We start from the raw sequence: 23753 nt of genomic DNA, 5'->3' as shown, positions 1-23753 counted from the left end.
TGGGCGCCGAGATGAGTTCGGAAGATCCGCTGCTGGTCATGCGCGGCAAGCCCTCCGAGGAGGAGCTCGCCGCCGTGGTCGTCGCGTTCCTGGTGTCCCGGCGGCAGGCGCGGGCCGACAGCCGTCCGCCCGTCAGGAGACCGTTCTGGGTCGCGGGCCCCGCCTACCGGGTGCCGTCGCGCCCGGTTTCCCTGCAGATGGAATCCCCACAGACAGTGCCGTCCCAGACGGCGCGGAGAGGCTGAGCCAGTGCGCAAGGTTCTGATAGCCAACCGCGGGGAGGTCGCGGTCCGGGTCGCGAGGGCCTGCCGCGACGAGGGGATCGGCAGCGTGGCCGTCTACGCCGAGCCCGACCGGGACGCGCTCCACGTCGCGCTCGCCGACGAGGCGTTCGCGCTGGGCGGGGAGACCGCCGCGGAGAGCTACCTGGACATCGGGAAGGTGGTCGAGGCCGCCATCAGGTCGGGGGCGGACGCCGTACACCCCGGGTGGGGCTTCCTCGCGGAGAACTCCGCCTTCGCCCAGGCCGTGATCGACGCCGGGCTGACCTGGATCGGGCCGCCGCCCAAGGTGATCGACGACCTCGGGGACAAGGTCTCGGCCCGCAGGATCGCCATGGCCGCCGGAGCCCCGCTCGCCCCCGGCACCGACGGGCCGGTCAGCGGTCCCGAGGAGCTGGCCGAGTTCGCCGGGCGGTACGGCCTGCCGGTCGCCATCAAGGCCGCCTTCGGCGGTGGCGGCCGGGGCCTGAAGGTCGCCAGGACCCTTGAGGACATCCCGGAGCTTTACGAGTCGGCGGTGCGGGAGGCGGTCGCGGCCTTCGGCCGGGGCGAGTGCTTCGCCGAACGCTATCTCGACCGGCCCCGGCACGTGGAGACTCAGTGCCTGGCCGACACGCACGGCAACGTGGTGGTGGTCTCCACCCGTGACTGCTCGTTGCAGCGCAGGCACCAGAAGCTCGTCGAGGAGGCCCCGGCGCCGTTCCTGACCGAGGAGCAGAACCGCGTGCTGTACGAGGCGTCCAAGGCCATCCTGCGGGAGGCCGGCTACGTCGGGGCGGGCACCTGCGAGTTCCTGATCGGCAGCGACGGCATGATCTCCTTCCTGGAGGTCAACACCCGGCTGCAGGTCGAGCACCCGGTCAGCGAGGAGGTCACCGGCCTCGACCTGGTGCGTGAGCAGTTCCGCATCGCCAGGGGGGAGGCGCTCGGCTACGACGACCCGCCGGTGCGCGGGCACTCCATCGAGTTCCGCCTCAACGGGGAGGACCCGGGCCGCAACTTCCTGCCGAGCCCGGGAACCATCACCGGCTGGCGTCCCCCCTCGGGACCCGGTGTGCGCCTGGACTCGGGGGCGGAGAACGGGACGGTGCTCTGGCGGGCCTTCGACTCGCTGCTGGCCAAGCTCGTCGTCACCGGCGCCGACCGCGCCCAGGCACTCGAACGGGCCCGCCGCGCGCTGGCCGAGTTCACGGTCGAGGGGTTGCCGACCACGCTGTCCTTCCACCGGGTCGTGGTCGAGGAACCGGCCTTCCAGGGCGTGGACGGGGCCTTCACGGTCCACACCCAGTGGATCGAGACGGAGTTCCGCGGCGGCATCGAGCCGTACCCCGAGATCCCCGCCGCCGCGACGCCGCACGCCAAGGGCGAGCCCGTCGTCGTCGAGGTGGACGGCCGCCGGGTCGAGATCGTGATCCCGGCCGGGTTCGCCGCCCCCGCCGCCCACCCCGCGACCGCCCCCGCCACGGCCAGGCGCCCCCGCAGGCAGGCGGCGAAGGGCGGCGGTACGGCGGGCGGGGCGGACGCCGTGACCAGCCCGATGCAGGGCACGATCGTCAAGGTCGCGGTCGGCAACGGCGACCGGGTCGCGACCGGGGACCTCATCGTGGTGCTTGAGGCGATGAAGATGGAGCAGCCGCTCTTCGCCCACAAGGCGGGCACCGTCGCCCAGCTCGACATGGGGGTGGGGGACGCTGTCACCGGTGGGCACGTCCTGTGTCTCCTGCACGACTGAACGGTCCGATCAGGACGGGTGTGTGCCGGTTCCGTCTCTCGCCGCGCCGCCACAGGTGCCGCCGTAGAGTGGGCGGGGCCCTTCGGCCCTCCCCTACGGAGAGGTCTGCATCCATGGAACGTGAACTGACGCTGATGGCCGTCCACGCGCACCCCGACGACGAGGTGCTCGGGACGGGTGGCGTCTTCGCCAGATACGCCGAGGAGGGCATCCGTACCGTCCTGGTCACCTGCACCAACGGTGAGCAGGGCGACGGGCCCGGCGGGGTGAAGCCCGGTGAGCCCGGGCACGACGAGGCGGCCGTCAGGGCGCGGCGGCTTGAGGAACTGAACGACTCGGTGACCCACCTCGGGATCGCGCACGTCGAGTTGCTCGGTTACCGCGACTCGGGCATGGACGGCTGGGAGGGCAACCAGGCGAAGGACGCCTTCGCCAACGTGTCCTTCGAGGAGGCGGTCGGCAGGCTCGCCGCGTTGATGGAGCGCTACCGGCCGCAGGTCGTGGTCACCTATGACGAGAACGGCAACTACGGTCATCCCGACCACATCCAGGCCAACCGCATCGCCCTGGCCGCGGCCGAGGCGACCGGCATCCCGGACAAGCTCTACTACACGGCCGTGCCCAGGGAGCGGATCGCCGAGATGTTCGCCGCCCTGCGCGCGGCCGGCGCCGCCGAGATACAGGACCTGCCCGAGGACTTCGGCACCCCCGAGGAGCTCATCACCACCGTCGTGGACGTCGCGCCGTACGTCGAACGCAAGCGCAAGGCCCTGCAGGCGCACGCCAGCCAGGGGGACAGCATCTTCCTGCTGCGCATGCCGGAGGAGGTCCAGCACAGGGCGCTGTCCTACGAGGCCTTCGTCCGTCACTTCAGCCGGGTGACCGCCACCGCCGAGCGTGAGGACGACCTCTTCGACGGTCTCCGCGAGGCGTGAGCAGTTGACCTCAACATTGGTTGAGATTGCAGATTGGAGGTCCACACCGGCGAGTGACTGAGTGAAGGAGTGCGCGATGAGGGTTGTGGCCGTCACCGAGTTCGGCGGGCCCGAGGTGCTCAAGGTGGTCGACCTGCCGACCCCGCAGGCCGGGCCGGGCCAGGTCAGGGTCAGTGTGAAGGCGGCGGGCGTGCAGCCGTTCGACGTGGCCGTACGGCAGGGCTGGCTGCCCGCCGGGGCCACGGCCGACCTGCCCAGGGTGCCCGGCAACGAGTTCTCCGGCGTCGTGGACCAGGTGGGACCGGGGGTCGACGGGGTCGCCGTCGGCGACGAGGTGCTGGGATTCAGCCTGCTGAACTGCTACGCCGAGTACGTCGTCGTCCCCGCGGAGAACGTCACGGCGAAGCCGGAGAACATGCCCTGGGAGGTGGCGGGCGGCTTCACCGCGGGAACGCAGACCGCCTACATCGCCCTCAGGCAGCTCGGGGTCGGACAGGGGGACACCGTCCTGGTCCACGCCGCGGCGGGTGCGGTCGGCACCGCCGCGGTACAGCTCGCCAGGCTGTGGGGCGCCACGACGGTGATCGGCACCGCGCGGCAGGAGAACCACGACTACCTGCGCGCCCTCGGCGCCGTCCCGGTCGTCTACGGCGAGGGCCTGCTCGACCGGGTACGCGAACTGGCCCCCGGCGGGGTCGACCTCGTCCTGGACGGCGCGGGCGGCGACGCCCTCGACGTCTCACTGAGCCTGGTTCCCGGGGAGCGGATCATCACGCTGGTCGAGCACGACAAGGCGGAGAGCCTCGGCGTCCAGCTGACCAAGGGGGTGCGCCTGGCCTCCAGGCTCGCCGAGCTCGCCGACCTGTACGCCAAGGGGGATCTGGCGTTCCCGGTGCGCGTGACCTACCCGCTCGACCGGGCGGCCGACGCCCACCGCGAGGTCGAGGGACGCCACGGCCAGGGCAAGGTCGTCCTGGTGACAGGGTGAATACCCGCGTGATGTAGCCGCATGGAAGGTGTTTTTAGTAAGGTTTCTTGTTAATAACGTGCTATCCGTCGGCCGTTGGACATGTCATGCCTCCATCCCCCCATTCAGGAGGAGTCCACGTGCACCTGCGAAACAAGGCGGTGGCCAGTGCCGCCGCACTCACTTTGGGAACCGTGCTCGCGCTGATCCCGGCGACCGCGGCCGACGCTCACGGCAGCATGTCGAACCCACCGAGCCGCGTCTACCTCTGCAAGAACGAGGGGCCGGAGACCCCCAAGTCCGAGGCCTGCAAGGCGGCTGTCGCGGCCGGTGGGACCCAGGCCATCTACGACTGGAACGAGGTCTCCCTGCTGGAGGCCGGTGGTAACCACCGCGCGCTCATCCCGGACGGCAAGCTCTGCAGCGCGGGCCGCGAGAAGTATCGCGGCCTCGACCTCCCCAGGGCCGACTGGCCCGCGACGAAGGTCTCACCGGGGCCGCTGGAGATCACCTACCACGCCACGGCCCCCCACGGCGGGAGCAACTTCGAGTTCTACATCACCAAGCAGAGCTGGGACCCCACCAAGCCGCTGAAGTGGTCGGACCTGGAGCCCCTCAAGACGTTCAACAACCAGAACCCCGTCACGTTCACCAAGTGGACGCTCAACCTCCCGCAGCGTACGGGCCGCCAGCTCATCTACTCGATCTGGCAGCGCGTCCTGTACAGCAACGAGGCCTTCTACACCTGCTCCGACGTGGACTTCGGCGGTGGGACCAACCCCTCGCCCACCCCGACCGTGACGCCCACGGTCACCCCGACCGTCACCCCCACTGTGACGCCGACGGTGACGCCCACGGTGACGCCGACCGTCACCCCCACGGTGACGCCGACGGTGACTCCGACGAAGCAGGAGGGCGCCTGGACCTCGGGCACCTCCTACGCCGCGGGCGCGACCGTGACCTACAACGGTTCGACCTACCGTTGCCTGCAGTCGCACACCGCGCTGCCCGGCTGGGAGCCGCCGAACGTCCCCTCTCTGTGGCAGCGGGTCTGACCTCGTCGGACCGGGCCTGATCCTGCCGGGTGGGGCGGTCGTCGCCGCCCCACCCGGGCACCCCCCAACAGGAGTTCCCCATGATGAAACGCGTCGTCCCGCTCGTGCTGAGCGCCGTTCTCCTCGCGGGCTGCGGCTCACGCAGCCTCCAGGAGTTACAGGGCGGCGGCCAGCTGACGGTCGGGACCGCCGCCAGCGCGGCACCCGGACTCGTCGCGGGCCCGGAGTTCAACCCGGCCGACGTGATGTTCCTGCAGATGATGCTGCCGCACGACGCCCAGGGGGCGAAGCTGGCGAAGCTCGCCGCGGGCCGGAACATCAGCGACAACGCCAAGGTCCTGGCCGCGGCGATCGCCACCACCCAGGACGCGGAGGTGGCGATGATGACCGGCTGGCTGAAGGGCTGGAAGCGTCCCACGGCCGCTCCGGCGGGCGCGCACTCCGGTCACGGAGGCCATGGGCTGAGCGACGCCCAGATCCGGATGATCTCGAAGTCCCCCGACTCCGAGTTCGAGAAGCGGTTCCTCAACGCGCTGATCTCTCAGCAGGACGACGCCATCCAGATGGCCAAGGTGGAGAAGATGGCCGGTCAGAACGCCGAGACCAAGGCGCTGGCGGACCGGATCGAGGCCTCGCGTACCGCGCAGATCGACCAGATGAAGGCGATCGTCGGCACGTGACCGGCGGGTGACCGCGTTGTCCGTCGGCAGATGATCGGGTTGTCGGCGGACCCTCGCTGTGCCATATTTCCTACTAAATCTACTGGAATTTGGGGGAAGTATGCGCAGACTGCTGGGAGTCGTGACCGGGCTGATCCTGGCCGGGACCCTCACCGCGTGCGGCGGATCACAGACGACCACGTCCGCGGCCTCGACCGGCGGCGGATCGTCGCCGAAGGCCGACGCGCCGCTCAAGGTCGGCGTGAACCCCGTGCCCCACGGTCAGATCCTGAAGTTCGTCAAGGACACCCTCGCCGCCAAGGCCGGGCTGAACCTGGAGATCGTCGAGTTCACCGACTACGTGCAGCCGAACGTCCAGCTCGACGAGGGACGGCTCGACGCCAACTACTTCCAGCACGTCCCCTACCTTGAGGAGTTCTCCAAGGGCAAGGGCGTCACCCTGAGCTGGGTCGCCCCGGTCCACATCGAGCCGCTCGGGCTGTACTCCAAGAAGATCGACGACATCGCCAAGCTGGCCAAGGGAGCCCAGGTCGCGCTGCCCAACGACGCGAGCAACCTGGGCCGCTCGCTCAAACTCCTCGCCGACAACGGGGTGATCACCCTCAAGGAGGGCGTGGGCGTCAAGGCCACCGAACGCGACGTGGCGGGAAACCCCAAGGAGCTGCGGTTCAGGCCGCTTGAGGCCGCCCAGTTGCCCCGCTCGCTCCAGGACGTGGACGCCGCGGTCATCAACGGCAACTACGCCCTCGAAGCCGGACTCCAGCCCGCGACCGACTCGCTGATCCTGGAGAAGGGAGAGGGCAACCCCTACGCCAACGGCCTGGTCACCGTCCCCGCCAAGGTCGGCGACCCCCGCGTCAAGAAGCTCGCCGAACTGCTCCAGGGCCCCGAGGTGAAGAAGTACATCCAGGACACCTACAAGGGCGCCGTCCTGCCGGCCGTACCGTGACGCTCACCTCCGGGTACGGCTCCGCACGACGCGGGCCGTACCCGGCGGTCATCCGACGGGTTGACGGTCCTGGGGCCCGCTCCGAGGACACGGGCGGCGGCTTTGAGAGGGGGCACGGGGAATCCAGGTGTCCCGGTCCCATCCCGGTCGGGAGAGCCGCGGTCTCCGTGAACGGCCGCGCGGTCCTCCCGCGGGCCGGATCGGTGAGAAGCCAGGCGACCTGTGGAGATCCGTCGTTACGGCCTCACTCACGACACCGGGACGTTTGAGATCCGTATGGGGGATAGGGGATGGGGCGTTGGTTCAAAGGAGGGAACCCCCATGACCATCGCAGGTGGCATCATCCTCATCATGCTCGGCGCCATCCTCACCTGGGCGGTCGAGTTCGACATCGCGGGGCTCGACATCAACGTCGTCGGGGCCGTCCTGATGCTCGGCGGCCTCGTGTGGCTGCTGTTCGCGATCTACCGGGTCAGGATCGCCCGCAGGGCGGTCGCGCCGACCACCACCGTGGTCGAGGAGGACCCGGTGACCCACCGTCGCGTCTACCAGGAGCGTCCCTACGACGACCCGCCGGTCGTGTGACGGCGCTTCCACGCCCCCGTCAGATCATGGCGGGGGCGCTCAAATGTCTTTCTCAAGGAGAGGGTGAACGATGAGCAGGATCGTTTCCCGAGGGGCGGGCGTCGTGAGCGGAATGCTCGGCGGTGCCGTCGCGGGGGTCGTCTTCAAGCAGGTCTGGAAGCTCTTCGCGGGTACGGAGGAGGCGCCCCAGGCGACCTCGGACGAGTACGGCTGGGGCGAGGTCCTGGCCGCGGCGGCCATCCAGGGGGCCATCTTCGGTGTGGTCAAGGCGGCCATCGACCGCTCGGCGACCAGGAGCGTGCACCGGGCCATCGGCGGATAGGCCGTACGACCTTCCCTTTCGTTTCCTGTCACGCCGTGTGTTCGGTAATTTGAGGAACGACAGGGAAGGGGTGGCAGGGTGTCGCGGCAGCCGTACACGGTTGAGCAGGTGGCCGACCTGCTCGGTCTGCACGTCAAGACGGTGCGTGGCTACGTGCGGGACGGCCGGCTGAGGGCGACGCGCATCGGCAAGCGGTACCGCATCGCGCGGGAGGACCTCGAGGCGTTCACCGGGCAGCCGGTCGAGCCGCCCGCCGCTGAGACCGCGGGGGCCGCGGGGGCGGCAGGAACCACGCGCTCCCGCCGCGTCGAGGTGTCCTGTGTCGTGCAGGTCGACGCGATCGGCGTCGAGGAGACGATGCGGCTGAGCAACACCCTCATCGCCCTGGCCACCGGGGGCACCCACGATGACGGGCGGCTGCGCGTCGAGACGATCTACGACGAGGAACGGGCCAGCCTGAAGATCATCATCCTGGGCGGGGCGGAGAGCGGCGCCGAGATCCTCAGGGTGATCACCACGCTGGCGGGGGAGCGGGCGTGACCGGAGGTCACTCCTCGTCGGCGGGCAGGGCGAACAGCCGGACGAACATGGGGCGCGCGTCCGGCGGAGCGTCCTCGGCCGGGCGGTTGTACTTCATCAGCAGCGCGATGTAGGCCTCGAAGAACTCCTCGAACTCCTCAAGCGTCATCCGCCCGAGGCCGCGTGAGAGTTTGGCCCACCGGGGGTCGCGCAGGTAGGCGGCGGGGAAGCGCTCGAACAGCTCGCGGTCCTCCGCGAGGTTGGTCCGGTGGAACTCGTTCAGCACGAGCCGGTCCTCGGGGGCGAGTTCGTCGGGCGGCGGCAGCCGGATGTCCCTGAGCGCCTGGGTCCTGCGCCACCAGCGCTCCCTGCCGGTCGAGCGCTCCGGGATCTCCTCGATGAACCCGGCCTTCTCCAGCTGGCGCAGGTGGTAGCTGGTCGTGCCGGTCTTGGCGTCGAGCAGCTCGCCGAGCGTGGTCGAGGTCGCGGGGCCGTGCACGCTGAGGTGACGCAGCATGAGCCGCCGCATGGGGTGGGCCAGGGCCTTGAGCCTCACCGGGTCGAGCATCGGCGGCTTCTCATCCTTCATGATGATCAGTCTACTCCTGCAGAAGGAAATCTGCAGAGAACTGTTTGCAGAGGTTTCTCTGCAGAGTATGTTCGGCATATGCGAAGAATCCTCCTGACGGCGGCGGTCCTCAGCCTGCTCGCCGTCCCCGTGACCGCCCCCGCGGCGACGGCCGCGTCCCCGCCCGCCGTGCCCTCCGACCTGACATCCGTCGAGGTGAGCTTCCGTGGGGACGGGGGACTCGCCATGCACGGCACGATCCTCACCAAACCCACCAAGACCACCGATGAGCCCGCCGCGGGGGCTGGGCTCACCGGTGGTACGACGGGAGCCGGACGCCCCGGCGTCGTCCTGGTGCACGGCGCGGGCACGGGGACGCCGCGCACGAAGCTGATGGGCGAGGCCGTCGAGTTCGCCCGCCGGGGCATGGCCGTGCTGATCTACGACAAGCGATCCACGGGCTACTCGCTCACCCACCGGTCCTATCCGCAGCTCGCCAATGACGCGCTCGGCGCCGTGGCGACGCTGCGCTCCCAGCCGGGCGTCGATCCGGCGAAGGTCGGCATCTGGGGGCTCAGCGAAGGCGGCTGGGTCGCCCCGATCGCCGCCTCCCGCTCCAGGGACATCGCCTTCGTCGTGCTCGTCGGCGCCAACGGGCTGCCCCCGTTGCGGCAGCAGACCTGGGCCGTGGCCGCCGGACTACGCAAGGCCGGGGTCACCGGTTCGCTGATCGACCGGGCGGAGTTCAACCTCTACCGGACGATCGCCGACGGCGGCATGTTCCCCGAGCCCTACTACGACCCCGCGCCGACCCTGGCCGCGGTCCGCCAGCCGGTGCTCTCCATCTGGGGCACCCACGACCTGCTGACCCCACCGCAGGAGAGCCCGCCGGTGTTCTCCCGGGCGTTGGAGGAGGGCGGCAACCGGCACTACACGGCCCGGTTCTTCCCCGACGCCGACCACGCCGCCCATCTGACCCCCGACGGGGGTGTCACCCGGCTGCCCGAACTCGCCCCCGGCTACGCCGACCTGGTCGGCTCCTGGGTCGGGGAGGTCACGGCGGGCAGGCCACCTGCGACGAGTTCCTCGGGCCCGGCCCCCGTCCAGGCCTCGCTGACCGTGCCGGTCGACCCTCCCGCCTGGTGGGAGTCGGCACCCGCGCAGTTCGTGGCGCTGGCGCTGTTCCTGGTCGCCTTCGTCTCCTACCCGGTGGCCGCGCTGGTACGGCGCCTGCGCGGCCGGTCAAGGGCCCCGGTGACCAGGGCGGTCTGGCTGCTCAGCGTGGGCGGGCTCGTCTCGGTCCTCGGCTCGTTCTGCTACCTGGTCTATCTGATGATGACCGGCGGAAAGCTGGCCGCCCCCGGCCCCTTACTGCTCGGCCGCCCGCTGATCTGGCTGGCGCTGCAGGCCGTCGCGGTCGCCTCGGTCGTCGCGACGGTCCGCCTCGCCGTGGCCTGGCGCCGTACCCGGGACTCCCTCGGCGGGGGACAGCTCGGCCTGCTGCTGGCCGGCGGCGCGGTGTTCGTCCCGTGGGCCCTCTACTGGGGCCTGCTGCTGCCCTGACGGGCGGCACGGGCGGTACGGCTCAGCGCCTCGCCCTGCGCACGGCCGTCGCGGCGGCTGCCCCACCGGCCAGGGCGAGGGCGGCCAGCCCACGGTGCCGGGACAGCCAGGCCTGGACGCTGTGCGCGTGGGCGCGCTTGTCGAAGACACCGTGGGCGCCGTAGTCCCGTTCCTCGTCCGCGGGCTCCCACAGGTTGGCCACGTCGGTGGGGAACAGGGACTCGGTCTGCTGGCTCTTCCGTCCGGTACGGGCCAGGAAACGGTCTATCAGCCCGGGGGCCAGGCGCTCTCCGAGCAGGGTCATCGCCGTCGAGGCGCCGACCCAGTACTCCCGCCGCCGGGGGTGCTCGGCGGCGAAGACGAGCGCTTTGGCGGCGACCTCGGGCTGGTAGATCGGGGGAACGGGCTGCGGATGATGCCCGAGCCTGGACAGCACCCAGGAGAACTGCGGGGTGTTCAGCGCGGGAAGCTGCACCATGGTGATCTGGACGCCGCTTCCCTCGCCCATCAGTTCGGTCCTGACCGACTCGGTGAATCCCTTGATCGCGTGCTTGGCCCCGCAGTAGGCGGACTGCAGGGGAATGCCCCGGTAGGCGAGCGCGGACCCGGCCTGGACGATCACCCCCCGGTTTCTGGGGCGCATCAGGTCGAGCGCCACCCGCGTCCCCCAGACGTAACCGAGGTAGGTGACCGCCGTCGTCCGCTCGTACTCCTCGGGCGTGACCTCGGTGAAGGGGGCGAAGACCGAGGAGAAGGCCACGTTGATCCAGACGTCGATCGGCCCCATCTCCTGCTCGACGCGCTCGGCGGCCTGCCTGACCTGCCGGTGGTCGGCGACGTCCGCCTCGTAGACCAGCCCGGTGCCTCCCGCGGCGCCCACGTCGGCCGCCGCGGAACCCAGGCCGGTCGTCCCCCTGGCGATCAGCGCGACGGACGCGCCCCGCGCGCCGTACTCCTGGGCCACCGCCCGGCCGACTCCGCCGCTCGCACCGGTCACGACCACGACCTTGTTCTTCACGGGGTCCTTCATGGTTCCCTCCTTCGCCGGTTCAGGCGCCTCCCGTACCCGAGCGGCCACCGGCCATGCCTCCGTCCTGGATCACCGCACGTTTCGCGGGGGCTTTCCCGGGAACGCGAGGTTTTTCGGAGAAAGGAGTTCGACGATGGAGGCTCCGCAGTACGTCGCAGCGCGTGTGCAACGCGCACTGGCCGAGGACGACAGGACCAACGAGCTCGGCATCCGGGTCGACGTCCGGGGCGGGCAGCTCTTCCTGCGCGGGCAGGTCTCCGGCGACGAACGCCGAACGCTCATCGCCGACGTGGCCCACGAGGCGGCCCCGGAGCTGACGCTCCGCAACGAGATCACCGTCCTCGACGTCAGGGGCCCGGGGGAGGAGGAACGGCTGTGAGGCAACTGCGCATCGCGGCTGTGGGAGACGTCCACCTGGACGAAAGGCTCAGGGGGAGTTACCGCAAGCGCCTTGACGACATCGAGCAACACGCGGACGTGCTGCTGCTCGCCGGCGATCTGACCCGGCACGGCACTCTGGAGGAGGCGGCCGTGGTCACCGACGAGTTCCGTGACCTGCCGGTCCCGGTGGTCGCCGTGCTCGGCAACCACGACCACCACTCCGACCGCCCCGCCGAGATCGCGGCCATGCTGTCCGACGCGGGGATCAAGGTCCTGCACGATGACGCGACCGTGCTCGACATCGACGGCGTACGGCTGGGCGTCGCCGGTGGCAAGGGCTTCGGCGGGGGTTACGCGGGCAAGTGCGCCAGCGACTTCGGCGAGCCCGAGATCAAGGCCTTCGTCGGGCACACCAAGCGGATCGCGGAACGCTGGCGGGTGGCGCTCAAGGAGCTGCAGGCCGACCGCAGGGTCGTGCTGTCCCACTACTCCCCGGTCAAGGACACCCTCGCCGGGGAACCCCTGGAGATCTACCCCTTCCTCGGCAGCTACCTGCTGGCCGAGGCCGTGGACGCCGAGGGCGCGGACCTGATCGTCCACGGGCACGCGCACGCGGGCACGGAGAAGGGCGTGACCCCCGGCGGCATCAGAGTGCGCAACGTCGCACTGCCGGTGCTTGGCCGGGCCTACGGGGTCTACTGCCTGTAGGGCCCGGGAAGCGGCGGGCCGGACGGATCCGGCCCGCCGGGGCTTCCAGGCGCCTGCACGGCGTTTGGCGCGCGACGTCGAAGATGGTGCGGGCGAGGCCCGCATCAGACGTTGAAGATGCTCACACCTCCGGGGCCGACGAGGAATCCGAGGACGATGAGCACGATCCCCCACAGGAGGTCGCGGCGGGCCAGGATCACATAGATCCCGGAGATGACGAGAACGACTGCGATGATCCAAAGCAAGGTAGCCATAACGGGCCCCTGCCCTCACGATCCATCACATAACATCCCTGGTCCTGTGAAGATCGATGATCGGCTGGAGAATCCAGAACCACGCGCTGGACAGCGCCACGGCGCCGCCGAACAGTACGGCGGGCCAGGCGTTGATCACGGTCTCGGCCACCAGGGCGACCGAACTGGTCATCGCGATCGCCAGCCCGACGGCCCCGGCGATGCCCAGCTTGTTGGCCCGGTGCAGCATCTTCTCCTTCAGCGGCGTGCGGAACAGCAGGCGGTGCTGCGCGGCGGGGGTGATGAACAGTACGGAGGTCAGTGCGGCGCTCAGCAGCGAGATGAAGAACAGCCAGCGCCCCCCGTCCTCCAGTTTGTGGAAACCGGCGGCGAAAGGAAGTGTCAGCAGGAAGGCGAACAGGACCTGCACTCCGGTCACGGCGACCCTGAGTCCCTGAAGCAGTTCGCCCAGCTCCCGGTCCACCCGCTCCTTGCGCGTCTCGTCGGACTCCGGTTCCTCGGTGTGGTCTTGTCCGGGGTCGTTCATTCAGGACTCCTTGAGCGTGGAACCCCTATGCGGACGATTACCCATCGGCCGCCGACCTCCTTGACGGATGGCCGGCGGCGAAGCGGTTCGTAGGGGTAAGGCTTAAGAGGCCGCTTTACCCTGGACCAGGTTTGCTATGCCTATCTGGGGATTCATGGGGTACCCGGGGGATATGGGAAGTCACGGCCACGAGGTGACCGACGCCATCCTGGAAACGCTGAAGCGAGCCAGCAGCGGTCTCAAGGACGCGGGCGTCAGGTTCGCGCTGGCGGGGGGATGCGCCGCCTACGCGCGTGGCGCCGCTCCCTCACTGCACGACGTGGATTTCGTCCTGCCCCAGCAGGACGTGCCCGCCGCTCTGGAGGCCCTGGGAAGCCTGGGGTTCGAGACGGCCAAGCCCCCGGAGGACTGGCTGGTCAAGGCCTATGACGAGGGCAGGCTGGTGGACCTGATCTTCAGCGTCTGCGACCACCCCGTCACGTCCCGGCTGCTGGAGCGCGCGGAGCCGATGAAGGCCTCCGCCGTGATCGTGCCCGTCCTTGAGGCGACCGACCTGGTCATCACCTGGCTGCTCCCGCTGTCGGAGCACGGTTGTGACTACGGTTCGCTGCTGCCCCAGGTCAGGGCGTTGCGCGAGCAGGTCGACTGGGGACGTGTCGCGGCCGTCACGGGTGACTCGCCGTACGCGCTCACCTTCCTGACCCTCCTGGAACGGCTCGGCATATTGGAAGGTCCCGTCAGTCCGGCGGGAGACCCCTCCTGGCCCTGACCTCCGGGGTTCGTGGAGGCCGGTTTCCGAGGACGGCTCCTGAGGCGTTTTCCGAAGTCCAGGATCGATCACCGCCCCGGAGGCCTGGCCGCCGAAGGGCTCCGGCCACCCTGGAACGCGGCGAGGGCCCCGCTCGGAAGCGGGGCCCTCGCCGTGCGTGACGTCGCCGAAGGGGTTAGTAGACGCCCGTCCCGCCGTAGGGGAAGCGGCCGTAGTAGTCACCGACCGTGTCGCGGTACACCGGCTCCTTGAAGTTCGCCTCGTCGAACTCGGGAGCGTTCTTGATCTCCTCCTTGGTGCGCGAGACGTGGACCCGGCGCTCCTGAGGGTCGATCCGGGTCACCGTACCGGCGGGGAGCAGGACCTTCTTCCCGAAGATCCACGGCCCGGTGTCGACGACGATGTAGCTCTCGCCGACCTCGTAGGTCGCCTCGTCGACCGAGCCGATCTTCCCGTCGGTCGCCTCCACGTGGTAGCCCGCGATGTCGAGGCTCTGGTTGACGTCGTAGGCGTCGGCGCGATAGCTCCACAGTTCAGGCTGCATGTTTCTCTCCTTTGGTGTGGTTCGTCGGCCTCCTCCCGCTACCCCGGCTGAGATCTCCAAACGGTCACACCTCCCACGCATTCCACGATCAAGGCCTCGGCCTGGGGCTGAGCGACAAAAAATCATGAAATGGCTGTCATCTCATGGCACGGGACGACAGTGGAGTTGTGTCGCTCCGCGTCCCAAGCACGGTCTCTCGTCCGGTAGTCTTGTCGAAGCCAAGCGCCGCTAGCTCAGTTGGTTAGAGCAGCTGACTCTTAATCAGCGGGTCCGGGGTTCGAGTCCCTGGCGGCGCACAGCACAGGAAGCCCCAGTTCAACGTGTTGAGCTGGGGCTTTCTGGTTTTCACGGCCTCCTACCGGGCTCTGGCCCACGTCGATCGCTCCAACGGAACCCAGCTGGCACCCGCCAGCTCAACCTCCAGGCAGTCCAGGACACTGTCCGAGTAGTGGGCGGCACCACCGGTTCCGTACAACTGCCAATAAGCGTTTCCGGACCGGCCCTCGTCCTGGTCTGCCACACCGGCGATGTCACCCATGGTGACGAGCGACGCGAGTAGCCAGTCCGCTTCTGGAAACTCGGCAGTGGAACAACCACCTCTGTGGCACCAGTTCTCTCCGGGACATGACAGGACCACACGATGCACCCTGTCGATCGTGTCCGTCCCGTCGGCGGAGCGGCTCACACACAGCAGGTAACTGTGCAGTGGGCCGGGGGTGGCGAGCAGCCCTTCGATGTGGTGCAGCGCCCCGCCGTACACATATACGACCAGCCCACTGCGGCCCTCCTCGGCCAAACCGGCGATGGCCGCACGAGCGGTGGCCAGCACGCCCACGTCCATACCGGGATCCCACGAGTCAAGCACCCAGCGGGTGCTCTATCGCCAGTCCCCCGAGGATCTCAGGGCGACGGTCAGTGTCTTGTGATCCTGATGTACGTCGTCGGTGACGGGCAGACCGCCGAGACACGTCGCGGTGGTCAGCAACTCGCTCGCGATACTCGGATGCTGCGTCGCCGACAGTGGCTTCGCTGGTTCGACCGCCCACCAGCGAAGCCCCTCGGGGATCAACGTCTCGTTGGCCTCCGCGTCGACTGAGACGGTTGTGGCGGGCCCACGCTCGTCGATGACACCCAGGACCGTGCACAGAGCCGCCTCCCATTCCCCGATTCCGCCGGGCATCATGGCCGGCTCCGGTCGTTCCTCGGCCGGAGCCGGCAGCAGGACGGTCATGTCGCCGAGCTCGGCGAGGGCGGTGACGGTCAGTGGCCGTTCGGGACGAGCCTTCCCGCGCCCCGGCCCCCGGTGGAGGTGGCTCCCGCCGAGGTGATCCCGCTAGGTGCCCGCGTTGGCCCCGGCGGCGAAGGCCGTATCGGATGGTGCTGTGGCGCCGGTTCCTGTGGATGATCCGGTTGTGGTTCCGGAGTCGGTGCCTGTCGTGCCGATACGGCCTGTACGGCCTCTGCTGCCTCACGGGAACCGGCTCGACCCTCACACCGGCATAACCACACACGACATCACGAGTTCAACCTCAGTAGTTGTGGTCTCGCCGGGCAGGACCGGGTAGCCCGGGCGCGAGACGTATCGTGTAGGGCACGTCGCGTAGTTCGTCTGCGGTGACAGGTACACCCTTTGCGACCAGGGCCGTGACAAACTGCTGCCAAGGATGCCCGTCATTCGAGGTCTCCGCATCATCGGGCAGGACCACAGCGCGAACATTTTCCAGCAGGATCTCTTCGCTCAGGTCGAGCGGACCCCCAGCCGACGGGGTGCTGGACCAGCCCGTTTCCCGCAACAGAACCGTCTGCCCATCCGAAAGCTCCGCGAACTCTGTGACGGTGAAGTCAAACCTGCCGGACGGGGAGGCTGCCGGATCCACATCGCAGAAGGCGTAAATACCGATTACCGGCCTTGTCATGAGACCCATCCTAGGAGCGGGGCACGGCATGGCCAGCGGCCCCGCTCCACTGTGATCAGTTAACGTGGCAGGCGATATCGCGCACGGCCGTGATGGCCTGCTCAGGCGAGTCGACCTGGCCGATCAGATCGACGTCGATCCGGCTGCGCCACGAGGTCGAGGTGGAGTTGTTGCAGGTGGCCCGGGCATTCGCACGGTTGGCCGATCCACCACCGGAATAGACAGGGCTCTTTGAACCGCTGCCCTTCACTCGCCAACTACCGTCGGAGAAATACTCCTCGAGCCAGATCTTCACCGTGGCGCGCGTACCGCTTCCGCAATTGACGTTAATCCACCAACCGTGGCCGGTCGCGTCATTACCGGTCTTGTGGACGTAGTCACCATTGGTGACAAACGCACATCCGGCCCGCACCGTGACGTCAGACCCGGACGTGGTGGCACCCCTCTCGCTGGGCGGCGCGATAGTGGGATAAGCCTCCGTCGGTGCCGGGTCAACAGCAGCGGCGGCCGGGGACATCGGCAGGGCGGCAAGAACCAGTGCCACGCCCAGAGCCGAGGTGATGGAACGTCAGGGGAATCGCGCTCGCATTATTCTCTTCCTCCTAGAAAATATCGCGCACCAGGCCATGGATCGGTCGGATTGACCCGGACACACGCTGTATCACATCGCATTCGGTGCGCGGGAGATAAAGATGGCAATTGTGAACTAAGTGATCAATGGGTTGATCTCAGCGACTTTTATTCCAGGTAGTCGTGTTCGAAGGGCGTGAGGACGAGTGCGGCTTTGACGATGTCGCCGATTCTGCCGGGGCCGGCGGTGGTGCGTTGCAGGGCGGCTTGGTGCAGGTCGGGTGTCTGGCCGGCCAGGACGTCGATGACCTCGTCGATGTAGTGGTAGGCGGTGGCGCGGGAGATGCCGTGGTCACGGCCAAGGGCGGTCCGGTCGGTGCGGTCGTGATTGAGTTGCGGTTCATGCTCTTGGTGGCGTGGAGATGATTTTAAGTGTTCCATATAATTTGTTCTTCAATGAGCCTTTTTCATCCTCCTCGGAGCAGCTGTCCGATTAGGGACGACGTAGGCGGAATGGTACCCCGTAGGTCCGGTTGAAGACCACGTCGTCGCAGCGCATGGACCCGAGCCTCATCCGATACCCCTTCTGGCCTGCGGAAATCGAGTTGAAAAAGGCTCAATGTGTGCTCTGGAAGATTCGAGGCAGTCAACAACCATCTGGGTACGCCCGTGCTCATGGAACTGGCAGCTCTCCGGTACGTCACGCCAGGAAAACCGGACAGGCAGGCGTCATTATGTCGGTCTTCTGCTGATGAAAAATAATTTCTTGGGCTATCCTCCAGGTGGAGGCGATGGGATGTCGATGTACGGGCGTGACGAGGGCACCTGGGACCTGTTCGTCGAGGCTGGTCTGGAATTCCTGATCGAGGTCGCACGCCAGGGCGGAACGACCACGTATACCGACCTGAACGCGGCCCTCGTGAGCAGAACCGGGCTCCCGGGGTTCGACTTCGAACGAGTCGACGAGCGCGCCGCGATCGGCTACCTCCTCGGAAGAATCGTCGAGGTGAACCGTCCCGAGACCGGCTGGATGATCTCGGCTCTGGTCCTCCACAAGGACTCTCCCGGTCCGGGGATGGGATTCTTCAACCTCGCCGTTGAGTTGGAACTGCTCACCCCGAAGCCATCCTTCGAGCAGAAGATCGAACTCTGGAAGCGGCATTACAACGGAGTGCATGACCATTACCGAAACCGCAGGGTCACTTCTTTCGCCGGTGACGGCGGCGAGTCCACGGCCGGTTGACCCCACCGTCGTCAACGAGGTTCAAATGGTGGGAGCCTTGCACGGACCGGCACATCAGATACTGGAACCTCAGCCCTTGGTCCCGTCGCGCAGGACGACCGCAGAAGGAGAGCATCCGTGGAGTTCCGGCCCGTCGTCGAGGCCGATCTGGACGCCTTCGACCTGGCCTTCCAGAGCGAGGAGGGGGCGACGCCGTACCAGTGGTTCGGGTTCACCCCGACGGTCGCGCTGCGGGAGGCCCTGCGCACCCGCGGACTCCTGGCCGGGGCGGACAACATGCTCACCGTCACCGTGAACGGCGAGCTGGCCGGGCGGGTCGAGTGGCTGGAGCGCCGCTGGGGGCGCCGCGACACCTCGCTGTGCTGGGAGATCGCCATCGGCCTGCTGCCGTCCTGGCGGGGGCGCGGCATCGGGACCCTGGCCCAGCGGGAACTCGTCCGCTACCTGTTCACCCACACCAGGGTCGAGCGCGTCCAGGCGACGACCGACCCGGAGAACCTGGCCGAGATCCGCTGCCTGGAGAAGATCGGCTTCCAGCAGGAGGGCCGGGTACGGCGAGCCCAGTGGCGAGGCGGCCGCTGGCACGACCAACTCCTCTTCTCCCTCCTCCGCGACGAACTCCACACGGAGCCTCGCGACGAGGCCGACCGGACGATCGCCACCTGAGCGAGGCCGTCGTCAGACGGGCAGGCTTCGCCAGGGTGGGGCGGGCAGGCTGGGCTCGTACTCGGCGTCCCACAGGTGCGCGAGCACCAGCATCCCGACCTGCAGGTCACCCGCGTCCAGCATCGGCAGGTGCTTGCGCATGATCTGCTGGACCGGCCGGTGACGAACCTGTTCGTCCAGGGAGGAGTGGAACTGTTCGGCGTCCCCCTGGGAGCGGTGGGCGACGATCGGCAGGACGTCGGTCAGATGCCCCGCCCGGTACAGCGCGATCTGGATCTCCCAGTCCTCGGACGCGGGGAAACGCCGGTCGTATCCGCCGACCCCCTGTAACACCTCCTTGCGGTACATGCCCGTCGCCCTGCCGTGCGTGTGCATGAACAGGCTCAGCTCAGGGATGAACCCGGCGGGGGCGTAGGTGGTGTGGAGCAGACCGGTGTACTGGGTGTAACCGACGACGTAGGCCAGGTCGGGATTGCCGTCGAGTGCCCTGCGCGCCGCGTCGAGGAAGCCGGGCCTGATCGTGTCGTCGGCGTCGAGCGGCACCACGTAGTCGCCGCGGACGTGCCGGATGCCGGCGTTGCGGGCGGCGCTGAGCCCCTGGCCCTCCTGGCTGACCTTGACCACGCCGTTCAGCCCGTCGAACAACCTGCTCGTCGCCAGGTCCGCGGAACCGTCGTTCACCACCACGATCTCGGCCTCCGGCAGGTCGCGGCGGACCGAGGCGACGGCCTCGTGAACCCGCTGTTCGTGGTCGAACAGCGGAATGACCACGGAGACACGTCCCCGGGGGGCGTCCCCGGCGCGCAGAACGGTCCCGGCGTACCGGCGCACGTATCCGGCGGCCCAGCGGGCGAAGACCTCCGAGGGCGTCCCCGCGACGGTCCCGGTGAGCGGCTCCAGGTCGACCGTCTCGATCGTGGCGTCCTGGAACAGCCCCAGGAGCCTACGGGCTCGCACGACCGTCAGGGCCAGCGCGGCGCAGCCGACGAAGGTCAGCGTGACGGACTGAGACTGCCAGTCGTGAGCGAGCAGGGTCTCGAAGACGCGGTCGGCGTCGGCCTGCTCCCGGCACAGGTAACGGTGGCCGGGGTCGGGGTCGACCAGCTCGACGACCCGCACCCCGGGGTCGATCCCGACGGTGTCCGGAATCAGCCACGGATCGAGCAGCAGGCGGAGCCGTCTGCCTGCCGCCGCCCGCCGGTTGGCCAGCCGTACGGCCCTGCGCACGCCGGACAGCCCGGCGGCGCCGGTCGAGCACACGATGACCTGGAGAGGTTCACCGCCGGGCATGACGCCTCCCCGGCGCGCTCCCCGCAGGACGCGACCGGCCGTTCTCCGGCCCCGTGTCACCGATGGACACGGCCGCCCCCCGGCGACCGCCTCCGCCCGGAAAACGCTCAGGAAACTCCGAGGAACGTCCCCGAACCTCCGGGGAGCGACTCGTCCCGCGAGAAACCTGTTTTCCCGGCGGCCCCGGCCTTCTTCCAGTGCCTTTGTCGTCTCGGCTGAACCGAGTTTCCCCCACACCGGCCTCCCACGCCTGGTCGTCTAAGGGAATGAAGCCCCGAAGCACAGTCGAACGCAGTCTTGCAGCACACTCGCCAAAGCGGAAGTGTTCGGTGTCAGGCCTTTCATCTTCGGCGCTCCAGGCATCCGGCGGGCGGGGCCGGGCACCCCTCGCGGATCTCGCCATTTGGCGTATTCACCGAACGGCAACGCTGTGAACTGGGAATTCTCCGGGCATCCCAAGCCGCTTCCCGGAGCGGAAGCGGACAGGGCACGTCCTGTCACCGAGAGAAAGCAGGAATGGCGGAAAGTTCTCACCGGTGCCGTACGGTGCTTCCCGTATGAATTTCACCCGGCCTTTTCCCGCCTTTCTCCGCCCCGGCGAGGGAACTTCCCGACAACCGCCGACGCCGTACGACCGGGTCTGGACCGGTGTTCAAACGAAGCGGCCGCAGGGTATTTCGGAGGACCGTGACCGGATGTGGTCGTAGGCATTCTCACGACGCGTCGTCACCGCTTTGCGCGGAGAAAGCCCAGGGGAGGGCCGCGCTCCGGCCGGGGATCCACCGGTTCCCACCCGTCACTTGCGACCCGCGAGTAGTCTGTCCGTGACCATTCGCGTACTCTCCGTGTCTGCCGTGCGGCGGTGCGCCGACCCGTCGCAGGAAACGGCCAAGCAGGTCGTCGGGCCAGCCGAGGGAGGCTGCGCGTGAGAATCGAAGGCTCCGCGGTGCTCACCACCACGCCGGGAGAGGCGATGAGCGACGAGGCGATCGACCACGTCCTGCACGCCCTGACCGCGGCGGCCGGCCAGGTCGCGGCCGACTACGTGGCGGCCGTGCGGCTCAGGCAGGAGCTGTACGAGAGCGACGAGCGCGGTTCACGGCTGCACGCCACCCGGACGTGGCCCCCGGCGGGTCTCAGGATCGACCCGCTTGAGTCACTGGGCGCCCGGCGGACGCTCCTCGCCGAGGAGACGGCGGAGAAGCTGGAGGACGCGGTGACCGTCTTCGCCGCGTGGTACGCCGACGTGGCCGCCTGCGCCGTGGTCGCCCAGCTGGCGGGGGCGGGCCTGACCCCCGTCCGCGTCGCGGCGGCCGACCCCTACACCCACATGGACGAACAGCAGCTGGCGCTGCTCCCGGCCATCTCCGAGACGGACCGCGAGCTCGCCGAACTGGCCGTGTGGATGGACGAGGGCCTGACCGAAGTACGGCCGGGCGACTGCGGTCCGGCACCGGTCGGCGGCCGTGACTTCGCCGCGGAGCTGGGCATGGTCGTCCGGCGAACCCCCGACGGCAGGCCCGTGCTCGTCCAGGACGGGTGGACGGAGGCGCGACGGCGGCGTCTGTGGGGCCGGATGTGGCTCGACCACCAGATGCCGCTTCTGCCGCCCACCGGCGAGCTCGTTCACGCCCTGGACAGGGCCGGGGCCGCCCCCGCCACGGTCGAGGAGATCAGGGAGGCCTCCCAGGCCGTGGACGCGGCCCTCGGCGCCAGGGTGCGCGCCCACGAACTGAGCGCGCGGATGGAGTCCGTGCCCCTGGGGGAGGGAATGGCCGACAGCGTCGCCGAACTCGACGCCGAGGCGGTGTTGCTGTGGAGACAGGCCGACGAGCTTCCCCACCTGCTCATCGCCTACGCCCGGGTCCTGACCGGCCACCTCCCCCGGCTACGCCTGCTCCGGCGAGACTAGGGATCGTTCAGGGCTCGGCTCACGTCGACGGTGACCCCTCCGGCGGGAGTGGGCTCCCGCCGGAGGGGTCACTCAGAAGGGCGACGGCCGGATGGCTCCCGGCGCGGGGGCGTGGGCCGTGGAGGAGATTTCTCGTACGGACGGTCGGGCCTTCGGCTCAGGAAAGGTCGGTCGACGGCGGCGTTCACGATTCGGTCGGCGATATAAGGACGCCAAAACCGTCCTTATATCGCTGTGCCGGGCTCTGTAATTCACCGGATTTCATGAGGAGAGGCCCCTGTGATTGCGGCCATTTTGGGAAATTGAAATTTCCTCTGTGATCTCCGTCACGAACCTTTCCAAACCTGTCGATCCGACACGCATGTGAGCTGCTCGAACTCCAGAGGGCTCCGCGGTTCCCGCCCCCTGTGTCAACTCCCGGGGGCTGTCAAGATCTATTTCTGGCATGTCTGTTCTGTGTATATCTGTGGCATTCCTTATGTGGTGCTTACGGGGAGCGCCTGAGGTCACGGAATTGTCTCGGCTTACGAGGGTGAGCGTAGCCATGCAGCGTGCTCAGACGGGGGCCAATGTGCTGGGTCGAAGTCGGTTCGGGCTCGGAAGTAACAAACCGTCGAGGTGGGTGAGCCGCCTCGCCCTGGCCGTGACGGTGGCCCTCATTCCAAGTTTGCTCACGATGGAGGCGCAGGCGGTCATCGTGGATCCGTCTCCTGCCCGGCTTGCGATCCCCGATTCTCCATCTTCGGGTTCTGTTGACAAGACTCCCGTTCAGATTTCCGGGTCCGCGGAAAAACTGCCGCACCTCGTTGACCCGGCTGTCACTCAGCCGCAAGGCAAGGGCAAACCCGATCACAACGGCAAGCGCCCCAAAGGCGCGCTTCCGTTGGAGACACCCCATGAGGTGACGGACGAGCCAGCCGCGAAAGGGCTGAAAAAGCCGCCGCCGTTGACGTGGGAATCGTCCCCGACCGCCAACTGGCCGGCGAACGACAGACGGCCCAACGGCGTTCACACAGGGGCCGCTGATACCAGGAACGGTTCTCCGCGGGCGCTTGACAGCCATGGGGGCAAGGAGCAGGCGACGCAGGCCGTGTCGGCTGTCGCGGCTGGCGCCCTTCCGGTGGTGTCGGATCTGTCGGCTTCTCCGGGGCAGTCGGTGGCGGGGTTGTGGACGCTGGCGTCGGTTCAGCCGTCGTTCTCGGCTTATGGTGGGGATGCGGATTCGCGGCAGTTGCGGCTTGAGGCGCAGGTTGAGCATGACCCGGGCAAGGCCGACCAGGGTACGGGGCTGATCTGGTCCGGGGCCGGCGATCTGTCGACCAGCACCTGTTACACGACGAGTAAGTGCTGGCTGCAGACGCCCACGGTCACGTCCGGCAAACTGAAGGACGGCTGGCTGATCCGCTGGCGGCTGCGTGTGCTGACTTCTTCTGGTGTGGCAGGCGCGTGGTCGACATGGCAGGCCGGACGGGTGGACACCACCAAACCCGTGGTTTCCGAACTGTCGGCCTCTCCGGGGCAGTCGGCGTCCGGGCTCTGGACGCTGGCATCGGCCCAGCCCTCCTTCTCCGCCTACGGTGGGGACCCGGATTCGCGGCAGTTGCGGCTTGAGGCGCAGGTTGAGCATGACCCGGGTAAGACCGATCAGGGTATGGGGTTGATCTGGTCGGGGGCCGGTGATCTGTCGACCGGTACCTGTTACACCACCAGCAAGTGTTGGATTCAGACGCCTACGGTCACGTCGGGCAAGTTGAAGGACGGTTGGCTGGTTCGCTGGCGGGTTCGGGC

29 protein-coding genes and 1 tRNA gene are annotated in these 23753 nt (G+C 68.5%); 19 read left to right on the top strand and 11 right to left on the bottom strand.

Going from position 1 to position 23753, the window contains the following annotated elements:
* Positions 1-11: 11 nt before the first annotated feature.
* The 10 genes from ACFYY8_RS27085 to ACFYY8_RS27040 all read left to right on the top strand — a co-directional run bounded on the left by ACFYY8_RS27085 (position 12) and on the right by ACFYY8_RS27040 (position 8046).
* The gene (locus ACFYY8_RS27085; protein ID WP_390045572.1) at positions 12-245 is read left to right on the top strand and encodes an acyl-CoA carboxylase epsilon subunit; all 234 of its coding nucleotides are present in this window, start codon (positions 12-14) and stop codon (positions 243-245) included.
* A 4-nt stretch (positions 246-249) separates the two neighbouring features.
* Complete coding sequence (locus tag ACFYY8_RS27080; RefSeq protein ID WP_390045570.1) at positions 250-2013, top strand: acetyl/propionyl/methylcrotonyl-CoA carboxylase subunit alpha; 1764 nt, start codon at positions 250-252, stop codon at positions 2011-2013.
* Positions 2014-2126: 113 nt separating this feature from the next.
* Positions 2127-2948, top strand: coding sequence for a PIG-L family deacetylase (locus ACFYY8_RS27075; RefSeq protein ID WP_390045568.1), 822 nt, complete (start codon positions 2127-2129; stop codon positions 2946-2948).
* A 76-nt stretch (positions 2949-3024) separates the two neighbouring features.
* Entirely contained in the window at positions 3025-3936 is a 912-nt protein-coding gene (locus ACFYY8_RS27070) for an NADP-dependent oxidoreductase (RefSeq protein WP_390045566.1), read from the top strand.
* A gap of 119 nt (positions 3937-4055) precedes the next feature.
* A complete protein-coding gene (locus ACFYY8_RS27065) occupies positions 4056-4970 on the top strand; it encodes a lytic polysaccharide monooxygenase (protein WP_390045564.1) in 915 nt (304 codons plus the stop codon).
* Between the two features lie 80 nt (positions 4971-5050).
* Entirely contained in the window at positions 5051-5650 is a 600-nt protein-coding gene (locus tag ACFYY8_RS27060; protein WP_390045562.1) for a DUF305 domain-containing protein, read from the top strand.
* Positions 5651-5750: 100 nt separating this feature from the next.
* On the top strand, positions 5751-6599 hold the full coding sequence (locus tag ACFYY8_RS27055; RefSeq protein ID WP_390045560.1) for a MetQ/NlpA family ABC transporter substrate-binding protein: 849 nt from the start codon (positions 5751-5753) through the stop codon (positions 6597-6599).
* 321 nt (positions 6600-6920) lie between these two features.
* Positions 6921-7184, top strand: a complete 264-nt coding sequence (locus ACFYY8_RS27050; protein WP_390045558.1) for a DUF6458 family protein — start codon at positions 6921-6923, stop codon at positions 7182-7184.
* Between the two features lie 70 nt (positions 7185-7254).
* Positions 7255-7506 (top strand): DUF4235 domain-containing protein, encoded by a 252-nt coding sequence (locus ACFYY8_RS27045; protein ID WP_390045556.1) that lies wholly within the window; start codon positions 7255-7257, stop codon positions 7504-7506.
* 78 nt (positions 7507-7584) lie between these two features.
* Complete coding sequence (locus ACFYY8_RS27040) at positions 7585-8046, top strand: helix-turn-helix domain-containing protein (RefSeq protein WP_390045554.1); 462 nt, start codon at positions 7585-7587, stop codon at positions 8044-8046.
* 7 nt (positions 8047-8053) lie between these two features.
* Here the strand turns inward: ACFYY8_RS27040 and ACFYY8_RS27035 are convergent, their stop codons facing one another.
* Positions 8054-8614, bottom strand: a complete 561-nt coding sequence (locus tag ACFYY8_RS27035) for an ArsR/SmtB family transcription factor (protein ID WP_390045552.1) — start codon at positions 8612-8614, stop codon at positions 8054-8056.
* A 78-nt stretch (positions 8615-8692) separates the two neighbouring features.
* On the opposite strand from ACFYY8_RS27035, the gene ACFYY8_RS27030 reads away from it, so the two are divergent.
* Positions 8693-10156, top strand: coding sequence for an alpha/beta hydrolase family protein (locus ACFYY8_RS27030; protein WP_390045550.1), 1464 nt, complete (start codon positions 8693-8695; stop codon positions 10154-10156).
* 22 nt (positions 10157-10178) lie between these two features.
* Here the strand turns inward: ACFYY8_RS27030 and ACFYY8_RS27025 are convergent, their stop codons facing one another.
* Entirely contained in the window at positions 10179-11186 is a 1008-nt protein-coding gene (locus ACFYY8_RS27025) for an SDR family oxidoreductase (RefSeq protein WP_390045548.1), read from the bottom strand.
* A 133-nt stretch (positions 11187-11319) separates the two neighbouring features.
* Between ACFYY8_RS27025 and ACFYY8_RS27020 the strand changes: the two genes are divergently transcribed.
* Together ACFYY8_RS27020 and ACFYY8_RS27015 are read left to right on the top strand one after the other, a co-directional pair.
* A complete protein-coding gene (locus ACFYY8_RS27020) occupies positions 11320-11565 on the top strand; it encodes a BON domain-containing protein (protein ID WP_352010376.1) in 246 nt (81 codons plus the stop codon).
* The gene (locus ACFYY8_RS27015) at positions 11562-12275 is read left to right on the top strand and encodes a metallophosphoesterase (protein WP_390045546.1); all 714 of its coding nucleotides are present in this window, start codon (positions 11562-11564) and stop codon (positions 12273-12275) included. Before ACFYY8_RS27020 ends, ACFYY8_RS27015 begins: the two co-directional genes overlap by 4 nt.
* A gap of 104 nt (positions 12276-12379) precedes the next feature.
* On the opposite strand, the gene ACFYY8_RS27010 is transcribed toward ACFYY8_RS27015, so the two are convergent.
* Both ACFYY8_RS27010 and ACFYY8_RS27005 read right to left on the bottom strand, forming a co-directional pair.
* On the bottom strand, positions 12380-12529 hold the full coding sequence (locus ACFYY8_RS27010) for a GPGG-motif small membrane protein (protein ID WP_184719841.1): 150 nt from the start codon (positions 12527-12529) through the stop codon (positions 12380-12382).
* Positions 12530-12554: 25 nt separating this feature from the next.
* A complete protein-coding gene (locus ACFYY8_RS27005; RefSeq protein WP_390045544.1) occupies positions 12555-13055 on the bottom strand; it encodes a DUF6328 family protein in 501 nt (166 codons plus the stop codon).
* Between the two features lie 193 nt (positions 13056-13248).
* On the opposite strand from ACFYY8_RS27005, the gene ACFYY8_RS27000 reads away from it, so the two are divergent.
* On the top strand, positions 13249-13824 hold the full coding sequence (locus ACFYY8_RS27000; RefSeq protein ID WP_390045542.1) for a nucleotidyltransferase family protein: 576 nt from the start codon (positions 13249-13251) through the stop codon (positions 13822-13824).
* Positions 13825-13999: 175 nt separating this feature from the next.
* On the opposite strand, the gene ACFYY8_RS26995 is transcribed toward ACFYY8_RS27000, so the two are convergent.
* A complete protein-coding gene (locus tag ACFYY8_RS26995; RefSeq protein WP_390045540.1) occupies positions 14000-14368 on the bottom strand; it encodes a PRC-barrel domain-containing protein in 369 nt (122 codons plus the stop codon).
* Positions 14369-14590: 222 nt separating this feature from the next.
* Here ACFYY8_RS26995 and ACFYY8_RS26990 point away from each other — a divergent pair.
* Positions 14591-14664 (top strand) — tRNA-Lys (locus ACFYY8_RS26990).
* A gap of 59 nt (positions 14665-14723) precedes the next feature.
* Here ACFYY8_RS26990 and ACFYY8_RS26985 read toward each other — a convergent pair.
* From ACFYY8_RS26985 to ACFYY8_RS26965, 5 genes are all read right to left on the bottom strand, one after another.
* The gene (locus ACFYY8_RS26985) at positions 14724-15209 is read right to left on the bottom strand and encodes a hypothetical protein (RefSeq protein WP_390045538.1); all 486 of its coding nucleotides are present in this window, start codon (positions 15207-15209) and stop codon (positions 14724-14726) included.
* A 36-nt stretch (positions 15210-15245) separates the two neighbouring features.
* On the bottom strand, positions 15246-15599 hold the full coding sequence (locus ACFYY8_RS26980; RefSeq protein ID WP_390045536.1) for a hypothetical protein: 354 nt from the start codon (positions 15597-15599) through the stop codon (positions 15246-15248).
* Positions 15600-15897: 298 nt separating this feature from the next.
* A complete protein-coding gene (locus ACFYY8_RS26975) occupies positions 15898-16284 on the bottom strand; it encodes a hypothetical protein (protein WP_390045534.1) in 387 nt (128 codons plus the stop codon).
* Between the two features lie 55 nt (positions 16285-16339).
* Positions 16340-16828, bottom strand: coding sequence for a hypothetical protein (locus ACFYY8_RS26970; RefSeq protein WP_390045532.1), 489 nt, complete (start codon positions 16826-16828; stop codon positions 16340-16342).
* Between the two features lie 194 nt (positions 16829-17022).
* Positions 17023-17295, bottom strand: coding sequence for a hypothetical protein (locus tag ACFYY8_RS26965; RefSeq protein WP_390045530.1), 273 nt, complete (start codon positions 17293-17295; stop codon positions 17023-17025).
* Positions 17296-17473: 178 nt separating this feature from the next.
* On the opposite strand from ACFYY8_RS26965, the gene ACFYY8_RS26960 reads away from it, so the two are divergent.
* Together ACFYY8_RS26960 and ACFYY8_RS26955 are read left to right on the top strand one after the other, a co-directional pair.
* Positions 17474-18097 (top strand): hypothetical protein, encoded by a 624-nt coding sequence (locus ACFYY8_RS26960; protein WP_390045528.1) that lies wholly within the window; start codon positions 17474-17476, stop codon positions 18095-18097.
* Positions 18098-18214: 117 nt separating this feature from the next.
* Entirely contained in the window at positions 18215-18763 is a 549-nt protein-coding gene (locus ACFYY8_RS26955; protein ID WP_390045525.1) for a GNAT family N-acetyltransferase, read from the top strand.
* A 12-nt stretch (positions 18764-18775) separates the two neighbouring features.
* On the opposite strand, the gene ACFYY8_RS26950 is transcribed toward ACFYY8_RS26955, so the two are convergent.
* Positions 18776-20053 carry a glycosyltransferase family 2 protein gene (locus ACFYY8_RS26950; RefSeq protein ID WP_390045523.1) on the bottom strand — a complete coding sequence of 426 codons (1278 nt, stop codon included), beginning with the start codon at positions 20051-20053 and terminating at the stop codon, positions 18776-18778.
* A 925-nt stretch (positions 20054-20978) separates the two neighbouring features.
* Between ACFYY8_RS26950 and ACFYY8_RS26945 the strand changes: the two genes are divergently transcribed.
* Entirely contained in the window at positions 20979-21965 is a 987-nt protein-coding gene (locus ACFYY8_RS26945; RefSeq protein WP_390045521.1) for a hypothetical protein, read from the top strand.
* Between the two features lie 622 nt (positions 21966-22587).
* Positions 22588-23753 (top strand): hypothetical protein (locus ACFYY8_RS26940; RefSeq protein WP_390045519.1); only part of this gene is annotated, 1166 nt, incomplete at its 3' end.

Source organism: Streptosporangium sp. NPDC001559, from assembly GCF_042893955.1.
GTDB lineage: Bacteria > Actinomycetota > Actinomycetes > Streptosporangiales > Streptosporangiaceae > Streptosporangium.
This window is presented reverse-complemented; position numbering and strand designations above follow the sequence as displayed.